Raw genomic sequence first — 14,173 nt, forward strand, 5'->3', positions numbered from 1 at the left:
GCCCGGCACCGGCGCGAGCATCCGCCGATGACCCTCGCAACCCTGGCCGCGCGCGCCTCGTTGTCGATCGAGGTCAAGCACAGCCGCTTTCTGGCCCTCGCCGCTCCGGTGACCACGCCGGAAGCGGCGCTGGCCTTCATCGCCGAGGTCGGCGACCCGGCAGCGACCCACAATTGCTGGGCCTACCGCATCGGCGCCCAGTATCGTTTCAACGACGACGGCGAACCGGCCGGCACCGCCGGGCGGCCGATCCTGGCCGCGATCGACGGCCAGGGCTACGACCAGGTCGCGGTGGTCGTCACCCGCTGGTACGGCGGCATCAAGCTCGGCGCCGGCGGCCTGGTCCGCGCCTACGGCGGCTGCGCGGCGGAGTGCCTGCGCTGCGCCGAACGCCACGAGTTGCTGCGCTACAGCGAGCTGGAGCTGGCCTTTCCGTTCGAGGACACCGGCGCCGTGCATGCCGCCTTGAGCGCCCATGGCGCCGAGAAAGACCAGGAACGCTACAGCGCCGAAGGCGTGCGCATGCTTATCCGCCTGCCCGAATCGCAGGTCGACGCCTTGAAAGCGCAGCTTCGCGACGCCACACGTAATCGCGTGCGCCTCGAAGAACCCGGCCGCGCCCCCTCCCCATGAACGCCTCCCGATGACAGATTCCAGCGCCGGCCGCCCGGTCGACTCACGCCGCGACGACCGCAAGGCCCCGATCGGCAGTCTGCGGACCTTGTGGCCGTTCGTGCGCAAGCACAGCGGTTTGTTCGTGGCCTGGCTGTTCGCCTTGGGCGCGTCGAGCGCGGCCACCCTGAGCCTGCCGGTCGCGTTCAAGACCATGATCGACCAGGGCTTCGCCCAGAGCGCCGCGGGCGGCGGCAGTAACGCCATCGACCGCGCCTTCCTGTTGCTGTTCCTGGTCGCCATCGCCCTGGCCTTCGCCACCGCGATCCGCTTCTATTTCGTCTCGGTGCTGGGCGAGCGCGTGGTCGCCGACCTGCGCGAGAAGCTCTACAGCCACCTGATCGCGCTCGATGCCGGTTTCCACGACCGCAACCGCAGCGGCGAGTTGGTCTCGCGCCTCACCGCCGACGCCGAACTGCTGCGCAGCGTGGTCGGTTCGAGCATGTCGGTGGCCTTGCGCAGCACCGTCACCGTGATCGGCAGCCTCGGCATGCTGTTCTGGACCAGCCCGCGCCTGGCCGTGTTCGCCCTGATCGGCATTCCGCTGGCGGTGCTGCCCATCGTCGTCGGCGGACGCAAGCTGCAGAAGATCTCGCGCGCCAGCCAGGACCGCGTCGCCGACGCCAACACCCTGGCCAGCGAAACCCTCGGCGCCGTGCGCACGGTCCAGGCGCATGCGCGCGAACCGTACGAGCAAGGCCGTTTCAGCCAGTCGCTGCAGATCGCGGTGAAAACCGCGCGCCAACGCATCAGCGCCCAGGCCTGGGTCACCGCGATCGCCATCACCCTGGTGTTCGGCGCGATCACCCTGGTGCTGTGGTCGGGCGCGCACGACGTCGTCGCCGGGCGCATGAGCGCCGGCACGCTCGGCCAGTTCGTGCTCTATGCCCTGATCGGCGGCGGTTCGATCGGCGCCCTCGCCGAGGTCTGGAACGACCTGCAGCGCGCCGCCGGCGGCATGGGCCGGATCAGCGAACTGCTCAACGAATCCAGCGCGGTGCGCGCGCCCGCGCATCCGAAAACGCTGGCGAAGCCGCTGCATGGCGAACTGGTCTTCGAGCATGTCGGCTTCCACTACCCGCTGCGCCCCGACCTGCCCGCACTGGAGGATTTCAGTCTGCGCGTGCGTCCGGGCGAGACCGTGGCCCTGGTCGGTCCCTCCGGCGCCGGCAAGAGCACCGTGTTCTCGATCCTGTTGCGCTTCCACGATCCGCAGCAGGGTGCGGTCAAGGTCGACGGCGTCGACGTGCGCGAGCTCGACCCGGCCGCATTGCGCGAGGCCATCGCCCTGGTGCCGCAGCAGCCGACCATCTTCGCCACCACCGCGCGCGACAACATCCGCTACGGCCGCCTCGAAGCCAGCGACGACGACGTCGCCCAGGCGGTGCGCGCCGCGCATGCCGCCGATTTCATCGAGGCCCTGCCCGACAAGCTGGCGACCGAACTCGGCGAACGCGGCGCGCGCCTGTCCGGCGGCCAACAGCAACGCATCGCCATCGCCCGCGCCCTGCTCAAGGACGCGCCGATCCTGCTGCTCGACGAAGCCACCAGCGCACTCGATGCGCAGAGCGAACGCGCCGTGCAGCAGGCGCTGGAAACACTGATGGAAGGCCGCACCACCCTGGTCATCGCCCACCGCTTGGCGACCGTGCTCAAGGCCGACCGCATCGTGGTCATGGACCGCGGCCGCATCGTCGCCGAAGGCACGCACGCGCAGTTGCTCGCGCAGGGCGGTTTGTACGCCGAACTGGCGAAACTGCAGTTCCTGGATTGAGCCGCACACCGGGTTCGGCGCAGCCTCGAGGGATGAGCGCCTGAAAGAAAACGCCCCGCACGAAGCGGGGCGTTTTCATTGAGACCGAAGTCCCGATCGATCGCGATCGATCAGCTGCGCACCAGGGTCAGGCCGTACTGGCTGAGGATCGGGCCGAGCCGCTCGAACAGGCTGCTGCGCTGCGAGGCCGGAATGCCGCAGTTGTTGCCGTTGGCCTGCACGTTGCCGCCCGACATCACGCCCTGCGCCTGGCCGGCGCTGGTGATCCAGGAACCGCCCGAATCGCCGCGGCCCATGCAGGCGTTGCCCTGGGTCAGGCCGCGCACTGCGCCTTCGGCGTAGTTGGCGGTAACGTTCTTGGCGGTGATGGTGCCGCAGCGATAGCCGGTGGTGCGGCCGGAACGGCACACCGCCGCGCCGATCGCCGCTTCGGTGCTGCCGCGCACCGCGACGGTGCCGCCGCTGTAGTTGCTGACCGCCCCCTGCAAGCTGTGGGTGCTACCGACGCTGACCCAGGCGCGGTCGTTGCCCGGGAACACGCGAGCGGCGAAGGAGCCGACCTGCACACCGCCGACGCGGGCGATGGCGCCGACCGTGCCGCAATGGCCGGCGGTGACATAGCCCTTGGTGGTACCCCGCGTGACCGAGAAGCCGACCGAACACAGCGAGGCGTTGTTGATCGAATACTCGATGCCGCCGAGGATGGTCGCGGTGGTCTGCAACGTGCCCGGCATTTCCTCGATGCGCACCATGCCGCTGTCGGCGCCGCTGAGGGCGACGAAATCGACGCCGCGCTCGGTCGCGCCCTGGTCGACCTTGACCACGACGCTGTTGCTGGTCTGGTCGACGTACCAGCTCTGCACGCCGGTCAGCGGTTTGCTGATGCCCTTCACTCGCGCCTGCGAACTGGCGTCGAGCAGATCCATCGAGTTCTGCAACTGTTTCAGGCTGTGGCGCACGGTGCGCACTTCGACGCCGGGAATGCGCGAGGCCTTGCGTGCGCCCGAAGTCGCGGCGACGTACTTGAAGCTGCCGTCCTCGTTGCGTTCGATCCAGCTGCCGGCGAAGTTGCCGCCGAGCTCGCGTTCGACCGCGGCCGCCTGGGTCTGCGCGAGGCGTTCGGTGGCCAGATACTGGCCGAGCTGCGAAGGGAACACGCCGAGGTCGCGCTGCATCGCGAACTTCAGTTCGGGACTCACTTCGTCGGCCGCCAGCGCCGCGCCGCAGGACAATGCGGCCACCGCCGTCATCATCGAGAACAAAGACACACGCGCCAGGCCGGCGCGCTTGCCGGATTTCGATACGGACATGTTGAAGAACTCCTTAGGGATGGAATCTGACATGGCTCGGATAAGGTCAGTCGTGACGACCTCGTGTCGCCATCGCATGGATGGCAGACCCATCATCGGGACAACACTCGCGTGGCGTTCGATGCGTATCGGGACGACGGGAGCAGACAGATAAGAAGATGCCGGGCGCTCGCACAAGCCGCCGGCGAGGCCCCGTCACACCGGTATTCCGAGGCGCGTCACAAGAACGCGCATGCAATGTTGAGGCTGAACGAATCCGCGCCTGATCCCACCGGACGATGCGCATACGAATGTTGCCGCACACCTTTGCGACGCTGCAGTGCAACAGGAGTATCGCGAGAGTGCCGCTGCGATCATGTCCGGCGATGCGCGAACGGCGATGCGCATCGCGAGCAACGCACTCGCATTCATCGAGCGCTCGACGATCGACGCATACCGATGCGGCAAGCCGCCGCGTCCACCGATGCGTCAACCCACGCGTCTGGCCTCGCCGATCAACCAGACCGTGAACAGACACAAGGCGAGCAGTGCCGCCCCGCGTCCGAGCCAGAACAGCGCAAACGAAAAATCCGAACCGTGCGCCGGCGGCGGTACCGCGGCCAGCGCCAGCAGCGCCAGCGCCTGGGATTTACGTGAACCACGCATGGTTGCACCTCCCGCTGCGGCCTGGAGTGGCCGACCGGGCGACCATACACCCATCCGGAGAAAACCGGCGTCATCGCCGGCTCGCTGCGACGGACGGCGCATTCAGGGATGTCGTCGCGCGGGCTAAGGGTCGATCCGGATCGGCGTGCCGTTCGGCACCAGGCTCCAGACTTCCTCGATCTGCTCGTTGCTCAGTGCGATGCAGCCGTCGGTCCAATCGCGCCGGTATCCGGGCGGCGTGCCGCCATGAATCATGATGTCACCGCCCGGATCGACGCCGCGCGCACGCGCCTGCTTGCGATCGGCCTCGTTCGGATACGACACGCGCAGGGACAGATGAAAGCGGCTGTTCGGATTGCGCCCGCTGATGCGGTAAGCGCCTTCGGGCGTGCGCTCGTCGCCCTGCTGGCGCTTGTGCCCGCTCGGCGCATCGCCGAGCAGAATCGAATAGGTGCGGATGAGCTTGCCGTCGCGCAGCAAGCGCATGCGCCGCTCCGACTTGTCGACGACGATGCTGTCGGCGCGTTGCGAAGCCGGCGCCATCGCCGGCGGCGTGCGCGCCCAGGCCGGCGCGCAAAGCACGGCGGCGGCGAACAGACCGATGCGCATCGCCCTCATGCCGGCAGCACTCGCTGCAGGACGAGGTCGAAGTCCAGTCCTTCAGGCAAGGTGCCGAAAGCCAGGCCATGCTGCCCGCCAAGCCGGCTCGCGCAGAATGCCGGCGCCAGCGGACTGCCGGCGCGCAACAAGGTGGCCGCCTGCAGCGCAAGAGCGAGGCGCTCGGTCCAAACCCGCGCCTGCGCCTCGACCACTGGCGTTCGCCCGCTCAGGACCGCGCGCAATGGGTCGAGCTGGGCGTCGAATGCGGCGTCGCGGCCTGCGGCCGATTCGAGCTCGGCCAGCAAGGCCGCAGCGGTCTGCGGCTCGCGTGCGAGCGCACGCAGCACGTCGAGGCATTGAATGTTGCCGCTGCCCTCCCAGATCGAATTCAACGGTGCTTGCCGGTACAGACGCGGCAAGATCGATTCCTCGACATAGCCCGCGCCGCCCAGGCACTCCTGCGCTTCGTTGACGAAGGCCGGCGCGCGCTTGCAGATCCAGTACTTGCCGATCGCGGTGGCGATGCGCGCGAACGCCTGCTCGCGGGCATCGCCGCCGGCACGGTCGACCGCGCCGGCGACCCGGATCGCGAACTGGATCGCGGCCTCGGCTTCGAGCGCTAGGTCGGCCAGGACGTTGCGCATCAGCGCGTGATCGAGCAGCGGCTTGCCGAAGCTGCGGCGATGGCGGGCGTGGTGCATGGCCTGCGCCAGGGCCATGCGCATTTCGCCGGCCGAGCCGAGCATGCAGTCCAGGCGGGTCAGCATCACCATTTCGATGATCGTCGCCACGCCGCGGCCTTCATCGCCGATGCGTTGCGCCCAGGCGCCCTGGAATTCGACTTCGGACGATGCGTTCGACCAGTCGCCGAGCTTGTCCTTGAGCCGCATCAGTCGCAACGCGTTCTTGCCGCCGTGCGGATGCCAGCGCGGCATCAGGAAGCAACTCAGCCCACCCGGCGCCTGCGCGAGCACGAGGAAGCCGTCGGACATCGGCGCCGAGAAAAACCATTTGTGGCCGACCAGTTCGTACTCGTCGCCGGACACGGGCGCGGCGACGGTCTGGTTGGCACGCACGTCCGAGCCGCCCTGCTTCTCGGTCATGCCCATGCCGAGGGTGAGGCCGGTCTTGTCGCCGAAACCGACATCGCGCCCGTCGTAACTCGGCGCAGCGGCCTTGCGCGCCCACTCGGCCAGCGCCGGCGCGTGACGCAGCACTGGCGCGGCGGCGTGGGTCATGGTCAGCGGACAACTGGTGCCCGGTTCGACCTGGTGATGCAGATAACTCAGCGCCGCGCGCGCGACATGCGAGCCCGGACGCGGATCGTGCCAGGACAGCCCCGCCACGCCGTGTTCGATCGCCGCGCGCATGATCGCGTGGTAATTCGGATGGAACTCGACCAGATCGATGCGATGGCCGAGGGCATCGTGGCTGCGCAGACGCGGCTTGTCGCGATGCGCATCGAAGCTGAGGCGGTAGATCTCGTCGCCGGCGAGCGCGCCGTAGCGCGCCAGCGCCTCGGCATGGCTGTCGCCGCTTTCGCGGCTTACCGCTTCGCGCAGGGCGACGTCGTCGCGCCACAGATCGCGCGGGGCGAAGGGCGGCGGTTGATTCTCGACCCGATGGGTCGCGAACGGGGGCAGCGTGTCCATGGCGGCGAATCTCCGTTGGGTTTGTCTGGATTCTAGTGGGGACTGGGCGGTGTGGCTCGGGAACCCAGAAAACCGGGGCGAGCCGATCTGCAGCGCAGTGGCCGCAACCGCAGGCCCTCGCTCGCGTTGGCGCTGCAGTACGCCAGCGCTCCAGCGCGCTTGGCGCTTGATGCTTGGCGCTTTCGAGGTAGGAGCGGCGCCCTACTGGATTTCCTTCGGTCACAAGCCGCGACCGCGGGGTTCCAAGCTGGCGCGGTCCCTTGCCTCGTGCCGCAGCTTCGGCCTTGGCCGTTGCCGTTGCCCTTGCCCTTGCCCTTGCCGTTGCCGTTGCCGTGCGCAGGTTTGCACTAGCGAAGGCAATCGAAGACCCGGAGGGCGGCCTGCATGGATGCAGGCCGTTTTTCATCGGGACAGGGATGTCCCGTATGAAAAATCCCCGCGGATGCAGCGAGCGTGCGGGCCTGTGATTCAAAGAGAAGCATTTTTCTTTGGTTAGCTTTCTTTTGTTGCTTATGACAAAAGAAAGTAACCCGCCGCTTTAGCGGCGGAAGCTTTTGGCGTTTGATCCTGATCCTGATCTTGCTTGAGCGATGCGCCGCGAGACCGAAACAGCGCGGTCGCGACTTGCGTCGCTCCTACCCTGGCGAAAGTGCGCCGCTTCGATGAGGAACGCCCGCCCTGCTGGCTCAGCGCGTCCCTGCGGTCGCGACTTACGTCGCTCCTACAGGGGTGGATTCGCAACATTGGGTTGCTCAATCAAGAGCAAAGCTTCCGCCCGCTCACGCGGCCGGGTTACTTTCTTTTGCTGAGCCCAAAAGTCCGTCTGGATTCCCTTCGGTCAAAAGTAACCAAAGAAAAGGGCTCTCCTTGCAAGGGCACAGGCCACGAGTGCGGTGCCGGCGCCGGGATTTTCCGATAAGACGTCCCTGTCTTATCGGAAAACGCCGCACGTCCTGTGCGGCGCCCTCCGGGTCTCTACTTGACCGGTAAAGCGGCAAAGCAGATCAAAATATCGACAACTGCAACTGCAACTGCAACTGCAACAACAACAACAACGGCAACAGCAACAGCAACAGCAACGGCTACAGCCGCCACGGCGCACAAAGAAAAAAGGCCCCGCCGGAGCGAGGCCTTGGAAACTGTCCGATGCGATCGGGCCAGCCATTGCCCTCGAGGGGCAACGCAATCAAACCACCGGAGCCACTTCGGACGCTTGCGCGCCCTTCGGACCCTGGGTCAGCTGGTAGCTGACGCGCTGACCTTCCTGCAAACTGCGAAAGCCTTTTGCGTTGATCGCGGAGAAGTGCACGAATACATCCGCGCTGCCATCTTCGGGAGAAATGAAACCGAAGCCCTTGGCGTCGTTGAACCACTTCACGGTGCCGTACTGCATATCCTTATTGACCTCATGCTGGATGCGTTGACGTGCGTCGTCGCTATGTGTGCCACGAGACGCATTGCGAGTATGCAAACTGTGCCGGTGGATGACAACGGCTCAGCGTGACCACATCCATCACGTAGTCCGCAGGGAAAACCGGCCACGCCCTATCGGCGAGATTCGGTTTATGCGACTCCTATCACCTATCGAGCACGGCGCTCAGCAGCGCCGGCAGCCCGGCGGAGGCCGCCGCGACATTGTCGAGCACGTCCTGCAGGGTGATCACTTCGTCCGGATCGGGGCCGGCGCCGGCGGCCCAGTTGGCGACGATGGCCAGGCAGGCGTAGTCGAGGCCGAGTTCGCGTGCGAGGCCGGCTTCGGGCATGCCGGTCATGCCGACCAGGTCACAGCCGTCGCGGCGCATGCGCACGATTTCGGCGCGAGTCTCCAGGCGCGGGCCCTGGGTGGCGCCGTAACAACCGCCGTCGACCAAGGCCACCCCGGCGCTCTGTGCGGCGGCGATGACGGCCTGGCGCAGGCTGCGGGTATAGGGCTCGCCGAAATCGACATGCAGCACTTCGGTGCCCGGTTCTTCGCAGATCGTCGAAATGCGGCCCCAGGTGTAGTCGATCAGCTGATCGGGGCAAGCCAATACGCGCGGCCCGAACCGTTCGGTAATGCCGCCGACCGTATTGAGCGCCAACACGCGCTGCGCGCCGAGAGCCTGCAACGCGGCGAGGTTGGCGCGGTAATTGACCTGGTGCGGCGGCAGCGAATGGCCTTCGCCATGGCGCGCCAGGAAGGCGACTCGGCGGCCGCCGAGCAGGCCCACCCGGATCGGACCGGACGGCGCGCCGTAGTGCGTCACCGGCTGGTGCGACTCGACATCCTGCAGCTCGGCGATGCGGTACAGGCCGGTGCCGCCGATGACCGCCAGGTCGATTGCCAGATCGCTCATCTCAATCCTTCAGTGCGTAGATCGCGGGCAGGTTGCGCCCCTGTTCGTGGAAATCCATGCCATAGCCGAACACGTAGCGGTCCGGCACTTCCACCCCGACGTAGTCCGCGCGCAGGCCTTCGACGCAACGGTCGTGGGCCTTGACTGCGAGCGCAGCGATACGCACCTCGACCGCGCCCTGTTGCAGGCACCACTCGCGGATCGCATGCAAGGTGTGGCCTTCGTCGACGATGTCGTCGGCGAGCAGCACGCGCCGTCCGCGCAACGGCGTCGCCGGACGATGCTTCCAGACCAGTTCGCCGCCGGAGGTCGCGCCGCGGTAACGCGTCGCATGCAGGTAATCGAATTCCAGATCGAGCCCGCGTGCGCCGATCTCCATCGCCAGCTGCGCGGCGAACGGCAGGCCGCCGTGCATGATCGTCAGGTACACCGGCACGTTGCCGGCGTAGTCGTTGCGGATCTTGCCGGCCATGCGCGCGATTTCGCGCTCGAGCGTGCGGCGATCGAAAATCAGATCGGCATCGGCGAGCGCCGCGGCCAGGTCGTGCGAAGTCATCAAGCCAATCCTTCCAGACGGTGGCGGGTTTCGCCGTAGCGGGCATCGGCGATCAGGCCGTCCCAGCCCATGGCGCCGCGACCGATCAAGCCGGTCAGCGCCGCGGTGTTGAGGCGACGGCCTGCGACCGCCGCCAACGATTCTTCGACCAGTTGCGGGTGGCAGACCAGGACCACGTCGCAGCCGGCGTCCAGGTGCGCATCGATGCGCGCCTTGATGCCGCCGACCGAGAACGCGGCGGCCATGCCGATGTCGTCGCTGAAGACGACGCCGCGGAACTGCATCTCGCCGCGCAGGATCTCCTCGATCCAGCGCCGCGAATAGCCGGCCGGTTCCGGCGCGACCGCCGGATACGACACATGCGCCATCATCACCGCATCGGCCTTGGCCTCGATGCCGGCGACGAACGGAATCAGGTCGGTCGCACGCAGTTCCTCGAGGGTGCGCGGGTCGATCGCCTCGTCGAAATGGGTATCGGCCAACACCGAGCCGTGGCCCGGGAAATGCTTGAGCGTCGCGGCCATGCCGCGCGCGTGCATGCCGCGGACGTAGGCAGCGGTGAATTCGGAGACGACCTGCGGGTCGGCGTCGAAGGCCCGATTGCCGATCGCCAGATTGCCGCGGCCCAGGTCGACCACCGGGGCGAAGCTCAGGTCGACGCCGCTGGCCTGCACCTCGCTGGCCATCAGCTGGGCGTGTTCCTCGGCCAACTTGAGCGCCGCCTCGCGGTCGCTGGCGTAGAGCCGGCCGAACACGTCGAGCGGCGGCAGCGCGCTATAGCCCTCGCGGAAGCGCTGCACGCGCCCGCCTTCCTGGTCGACGCAGATCAGCTGCGGACGCGGCGCGGCCTCGCGGATCGCCGCCGACAGCTCGGCGACCTGGGCCCGGGAGGCGAAGTTGCGGCTGAACAGGATGACGCCGGCGCAGGCATCGTGCTGCAACCAGTCGCGCTCCTGCGCGGTGAGTTCGGTACCGGCGACGCCGATCACGAGCATGCGGAACTCCAGGAAAGAAGGCGGCGCTGGCTGCGCCGCGGCCATTGTCTCGCAGATGGCGCGGCAGGCGTACCCCGCCCGTCTCCGACCCTTCAGCCGGCGCCAGACGCGGGGCTCAGGCGGCGCTGCCGTCGCGCTCGGCCGGGCTCCAGCGCGCGTACGGCCGGGTGGCCAGGGCCAGGTTGTAATAGCGCGCCGAATCGGTGACCTCCGCGCCGGCCCAATCGGGCCGGGCGAAGTCGGCCTCGGCGTGCTCCAGCTCGATCTCGGCCACGACCAGGCCGGCGTTGTCGCCGAGGAACTCGTCGACTTCCCACAGGTGCCCCTGGTGTTCGACGTAGTGACGGCGTTTGTCGATCATGCCGCCGACGCAGAGCGCAAGCAGGCTGCGTGCGTCCTCGACCGGGATCGGATAGTCGAACTCCTGCCGCGTGTGGCCGAGCTCGCGCGACTTGAGGTTCAAGAACGCCTCGTCGCCGGCGATGCGCACGCGCACCGAGGCCTTCATCGCTGCGGCGCCCGCGACCGGCGCATCCATCGCCGCCAGATCGTTGAGATAGCCCTGCGCCATCGGCACGACTTTGTGCGCAGCCGTACGCCAAGCGTCGCCGACCACCAGGAATTTGCGTTCGATTTCTATAGCCATGCGCCATTATGACGCAGCCGCTGGATGCGGTCGCGCGCTTGCGTACACTGCGCGGTCCGCGGGCGCCGCCCGCCACTCCCGAGTTCCGCACGGATGCCCGTCATCGCCCTCACGTCCCGCCTGTTGTGTCTCGCCCTGCTGTCCGCTCCCGGCGCTGCGTTCGCCGCCAATGCCGCGCTCAGCCTGGATGAAGCCAAGGCCGCCTTCCGCCTCGCCATCGATGCCGAAATCAGTAAGCAAGCGAGCAAACAATCGCCTTCGCTGCTGGTCGCGACCATGCTGGAATCGATGAAGATCGCCGCGGTGCAAGGCTGCCAGCCCCTGGATGCGGCCCAGACCACCTGCATCCTCAGGATGGAAGGCAGCATCGGCGACAACTACACGGCCCTTCGCTTCCGCCGCGACGGCGCGCAGTGGCGCGCGGTCGAAGAGAAGGACATCGATGCGCCGCAACCGACGTTGGCGCGGGCGCAGGAGCTGGTGCGCGAGCACTTGGCGCATCTCGGTGGTCAGGAACAGGACCCGAAGGCCGCGGCGCAATTCAAGGAATTCGCCGCTACTCTTACCGTCACCGCGTTGGAGTCGTGCAAGCTCGAGCGCGATAGCGATGCGGTGGAGTGCCATGCCGAGCTGGACACGCCGAGCCAGGGCAAAGGCTCCAAGCCGCTGCGTTTCCGCCTGCAGGGTGCCGATTGGTCGCTGCTGCCGGAGTGATCCGGCGAGTGCGCGCGGCACAGGCCTCAATCGCAGCGCGCAGATTCTTGAGAGATGGCGGTCGCGACTTGCGCCGCTCCTACCCTTAGGGCAGCGGCGCGATCTCGCAGATTCCAGGCAACCCGGCTTCGGCCTCAGCGCGGCTCGAACATCGCGATCGATTCGACGTGGGCAGTGTGCGGGAACATGTCCATCACCCCCGCGGCACGCAGTTTCCAGCCCTTCTCGCGCACCAGATAGCCGGCATCGCGGGCGAGCGAGGCCGGGTGGCAGCTCACGTAGACGATCCGCTTGAACTGCTTCAGCGGCAGCTGGGTCAGGACGAAATCGGCGCCCGAACGCGGCGGATCGAGCAACAGACGGTCGAAGCCTTCGCGCATCCACGATTCGCCGCTGAGGTCTTTGCTGAGATCGGCGGCATGGAACTGCGCATTGGCCAGGCCGTTGTGTTCGGCATTCTCGCGAGCGCGCCGCACCAGACCGGCTTCGCCTTCGACGCCGACCACTTCGCGCACCGTGCGCGCCAAAGGCAAGGTGAAATTGCCCAGGCCCGCGAACAAATCGAGCACGCGATCCTGCGGCTGCGGTTCGAGCAGGTCGATCGCGTGCTGGATCATGTGGCCGTTGAGGCCGGCATTGACCTGGATGAAATCGAGCGGACGGAACTTGAGTTCGAGGTTCCACTGCGGCAGCGAGAACGCGAGCTTCGGCTCGGCCGGCCACAGCGCGTGCACGCTGTCGATGCCGCCGGGCTGCAGGAACACGGCGAAACCGTGGGCCTGGGCGAAGGCGACGATGGCCTCGCGATCGGGTTCGGACAGCGGCGCAAGATGGCGGAAGGTCAGCGCCACGCCGGTGTAGTCGGGCGTGGGATCGCCGGCGATGAACTCGACCTGCGGAATCTCGCGACGCGCCTGCAGGCCGTCGATGAGATTCGCCAAGGCCGAAATCCTGTCGCCGATCAGCGGAATCACGGTCTCGCAGCGGGCAATGTCGGCGACGAAGCGCGGATCGTTCTCGCGGAAGCCGACCAGGGTCTTGTCCTTCTTCTCGACCCGACGCACCGAGAACCGGCCCTTGCGGCGATAACCCCAGGCCGCATCGGTCAGCGCCGGCAGCACGCGCTCGGGCACGACATGGCCGATGCGCTCCAGGTTGTCCATCAGCACGCGCTGCTTGGCGAGGATCTGCTTGTCTTCGGCCAGGTGCTGCAAGGCGCAACCGCCGCAGACGCCGAAATGAGCGCAACGCGGCGCGACCCGGTCGGGCGCGGCTTCCAGCACTTCCAGCGTCACCGCCTCGTCGAAGCTGCGCGAACGCGCGGTCTGCTTGGCCATGACGCGTTCGCCCGGCAAGGCGCCGGCGACGAACACGGCTTTGCCGTCGGGACGCCGGGCGACGCCGCGGCCGTCATGAGTGAAGTCGGTGATCGCGACTTCGAAGGGGGTTTGATCGATGCGGGCCACAGCTGCTGGCAGGAATCAAGGCCGGCCATTGTCGCAGATTCGGGATTGGGGAGCCGGGATTCGGGATTCGTCGAGAGCGAGAGCCCTCCCCCGAGAAAGCAAAAAACCCGCCTGACGGCGGGCTTTTTGCTCTAAACCGAATCCCGAATCCCTATTCCCGAATCCCGGCCGTTAAAGCTATTTCTGCTTCCAGCCGCCGCCGGCGTCCTGGTACCACCAGCCGCCCTTGGCGCTGTCGATCCACTGGCGGGCGAACACCTGGCGGATCTGCGCTTCCCATTCCGGGTGGCCGTTGGCGACGGCGATTTCGCGATACACCGCGGCCGAATCGCGGCCCTGGTCGGCCACCGCCTGGTTGACGGCGACGCGCTCGGCGAGCGGGATCTTGGAGGCGTCGCGCACGCTGACGGTGCCGCTGTTGGTGAAGCCCAGCGCACCGGAGTCGAAATGCGCACGCAACTGGCCGTCGAAACGCGAGGCCATGCGCGACTGGATGGCCTGAATCGCCGGGGTCTTGATCGAGATGTCCGGCGATTGCGCCTGGGCGCTGCCGATACCGACCAGCGACCACCAATCGACCCGGCCGGCCAGCCGGTCCAGTTGCAAGGCCGGGCGCTCGAGCGAAGCGCTGCCGCCGGGCTTGCCGGGCTCGGCCTTGGGTTCGGCCGGCATCTCGCCGATCACCTTCTCTACGAATTCCTTGGCGGCTTCCTTGGCCTCCGCGGCCGGGAAGTAGACGTTGATCGTGACGCAAGCCGTCAACATCACGGCGGCGACCGGTATTCCCATCCAACGGCGCATGAGCGG

At 67.3% G+C, this 14,173-nt stretch carries 14 protein-coding genes; 3 read left to right on the forward strand and 11 right to left on the reverse strand.

The window, feature by feature from the left end:
* Positions 1 to 27 precede the first annotated feature (27 nt).
* A complete protein-coding gene (locus ACKN61_RS16360) occupies positions 28 to 633 on the forward strand; it encodes an IMPACT family protein (RefSeq protein WP_408950432.1) in 606 nt (201 codons plus the stop codon).
* 10 nt (positions 634 to 643) lie between these two features.
* Positions 644 to 2,446: an ABC transporter transmembrane domain-containing protein gene (locus ACKN61_RS16365; RefSeq protein ID WP_408950433.1), complete on the forward strand. Its 1,803-nt coding sequence runs from the start codon at positions 644 to 646 to the stop codon at positions 2,444 to 2,446.
* A gap of 110 nt (positions 2,447 to 2,556) precedes the next feature.
* On the opposite strand, the gene ACKN61_RS16370 is transcribed toward ACKN61_RS16365, so the two are convergent.
* The 9 genes from ACKN61_RS16370 to ACKN61_RS16410 form a co-directional block, all read right to left on the reverse strand.
* Positions 2,557 to 3,756 (reverse strand): S1 family peptidase, encoded by a 1,200-nt coding sequence (locus ACKN61_RS16370; RefSeq protein ID WP_408950434.1) that lies wholly within the window; start codon positions 3,754 to 3,756, stop codon positions 2,557 to 2,559.
* Positions 3,757 to 4,224: 468 nt separating this feature from the next.
* Complete coding sequence (locus ACKN61_RS16375; RefSeq protein ID WP_408950435.1) at positions 4,225 to 4,401, reverse strand: hypothetical protein; 177 nt, start codon at positions 4,399 to 4,401, stop codon at positions 4,225 to 4,227.
* Between the two features lie 123 nt (positions 4,402 to 4,524).
* Complete coding sequence (locus ACKN61_RS16380; RefSeq protein WP_081931258.1) at positions 4,525 to 5,019, reverse strand: murein L,D-transpeptidase family protein; 495 nt, start codon at positions 5,017 to 5,019, stop codon at positions 4,525 to 4,527.
* Complete coding sequence (locus ACKN61_RS16385; protein WP_408950436.1) at positions 5,016 to 6,653, reverse strand: acyl-CoA dehydrogenase family protein; 1,638 nt, start codon at positions 6,651 to 6,653, stop codon at positions 5,016 to 5,018. The genes ACKN61_RS16380 and ACKN61_RS16385 overlap by 4 nt, the downstream gene beginning before the upstream one ends.
* A 1,186-nt stretch (positions 6,654 to 7,839) precedes the next feature.
* Positions 7,840 to 8,046: a cold-shock protein gene (locus ACKN61_RS16390; protein ID WP_031373678.1), complete on the reverse strand. Its 207-nt coding sequence runs from the start codon at positions 8,044 to 8,046 to the stop codon at positions 7,840 to 7,842.
* A 184-nt stretch (positions 8,047 to 8,230) separates the two neighbouring features.
* The gene (locus ACKN61_RS16395; protein WP_408950437.1) at positions 8,231 to 8,989 is read right to left on the reverse strand and encodes an S-methyl-5'-thioinosine phosphorylase; all 759 of its coding nucleotides are present in this window, start codon (positions 8,987 to 8,989) and stop codon (positions 8,231 to 8,233) included.
* A gap of 1 nt (position 8,990) precedes the next feature.
* On the reverse strand, positions 8,991 to 9,545 hold the full coding sequence (locus ACKN61_RS16400; protein ID WP_408950438.1) for a hypoxanthine-guanine phosphoribosyltransferase: 555 nt from the start codon (positions 9,543 to 9,545) through the stop codon (positions 8,991 to 8,993).
* Positions 9,545 to 10,540, reverse strand: a complete 996-nt coding sequence (gene nagZ, locus ACKN61_RS16405) for a beta-N-acetylhexosaminidase (RefSeq protein WP_408950439.1) — start codon at positions 10,538 to 10,540, stop codon at positions 9,545 to 9,547. Before nagZ ends, ACKN61_RS16400 begins: the two co-directional genes overlap by 1 nt.
* Before the next feature lie 115 nt (positions 10,541 to 10,655).
* Positions 10,656 to 11,186: a CYTH domain-containing protein gene (locus ACKN61_RS16410; protein ID WP_031373674.1), complete on the reverse strand. Its 531-nt coding sequence runs from the start codon at positions 11,184 to 11,186 to the stop codon at positions 10,656 to 10,658.
* A gap of 93 nt (positions 11,187 to 11,279) precedes the next feature.
* Here ACKN61_RS16410 and ACKN61_RS16415 point away from each other — a divergent pair, with 93 nt between their 5' ends.
* A complete protein-coding gene (locus ACKN61_RS16415) occupies positions 11,280 to 11,900 on the forward strand; it encodes a hypothetical protein (protein WP_408950440.1) in 621 nt (206 codons plus the stop codon).
* 134 nt (positions 11,901 to 12,034) lie between these two features.
* On the opposite strand, the gene rlmD is transcribed toward ACKN61_RS16415, so the two are convergent.
* Both rlmD and ACKN61_RS16425 read right to left on the reverse strand, forming a co-directional pair.
* Complete coding sequence (gene rlmD / locus ACKN61_RS16420) at positions 12,035 to 13,378, reverse strand: 23S rRNA (uracil(1939)-C(5))-methyltransferase RlmD (RefSeq protein WP_223621705.1); 1,344 nt, start codon at positions 13,376 to 13,378, stop codon at positions 12,035 to 12,037.
* Between the two features lie 165 nt (positions 13,379 to 13,543).
* On the reverse strand, positions 13,544 to 14,167 hold the full coding sequence (locus ACKN61_RS16425; protein ID WP_031373671.1) for a YdbL family protein: 624 nt from the start codon (positions 14,165 to 14,167) through the stop codon (positions 13,544 to 13,546).
* Between the last annotated feature and the right edge of the window lie 6 nt (positions 14,168 to 14,173).

The organism is Lysobacter sp. Hz25 (assembly GCF_046097045.1).
GTDB lineage: Bacteria > Pseudomonadota > Gammaproteobacteria > Xanthomonadales > Xanthomonadaceae > Lysobacter > Lysobacter antibioticus_B.

Excerpts from the sequence above, each read along its gene's own strand:
- ACKN61_RS16390 (WP_031373678.1), bottom strand. The coding sequence starts at position 8,046 with ATGCAGTACGGCACCGTGAAGTGGTTCAACGACGCCAAGGGCTTCGGT.
- ACKN61_RS16425 (WP_031373671.1), bottom strand. The coding sequence starts at position 14,167 with ATGCGCCGTTGGATGGGAATACCGGTCGCCGCCGTGATGTTGACGGCT.
- ACKN61_RS16380 (WP_081931258.1), bottom strand. The coding sequence starts at position 5,019 with ATGAGGGCGATGCGCATCGGTCTGTTCGCCGCCGCCGTGCTTTGCGCG.
- ACKN61_RS16370 (WP_408950434.1), bottom strand. The coding sequence starts at position 3,756 with ATGTCCGTATCGAAATCCGGCAAGCGCGCCGGCCTGGCGCGTGTGTCT.
- ACKN61_RS16415 (WP_408950440.1), top strand. The coding sequence starts at position 11,280 with ATGCCCGTCATCGCCCTCACGTCCCGCCTGTTGTGTCTCGCCCTGCTG.
- ACKN61_RS16400 (WP_408950438.1), bottom strand. The coding sequence starts at position 9,545 with ATGACTTCGCACGACCTGGCCGCGGCGCTCGCCGATGCCGATCTGATT.
- ACKN61_RS16375 (WP_408950435.1), bottom strand. The coding sequence starts at position 4,401 with ATGCGTGGTTCACGTAAATCCCAGGCGCTGGCGCTGCTGGCGCTGGCC.
- ACKN61_RS16410 (WP_031373674.1), bottom strand. The coding sequence starts at position 11,186 with ATGGCTATAGAAATCGAACGCAAATTCCTGGTGGTCGGCGACGCTTGG.
- ACKN61_RS16360 (WP_408950432.1), top strand. The coding sequence starts at position 28 with ATGACCCTCGCAACCCTGGCCGCGCGCGCCTCGTTGTCGATCGAGGTC.
- ACKN61_RS16385 (WP_408950436.1), bottom strand. The coding sequence starts at position 6,653 with ATGGACACGCTGCCCCCGTTCGCGACCCATCGGGTCGAGAATCAACCG.
- nagZ (WP_408950439.1), bottom strand. The coding sequence starts at position 10,540 with ATGCTCGTGATCGGCGTCGCCGGTACCGAACTCACCGCGCAGGAGCGC.
- ACKN61_RS16365 (WP_408950433.1), top strand. The coding sequence starts at position 644 with ATGACAGATTCCAGCGCCGGCCGCCCGGTCGACTCACGCCGCGACGAC.
- ACKN61_RS16395 (WP_408950437.1), bottom strand. The coding sequence starts at position 8,989 with ATGAGCGATCTGGCAATCGACCTGGCGGTCATCGGCGGCACCGGCCTG.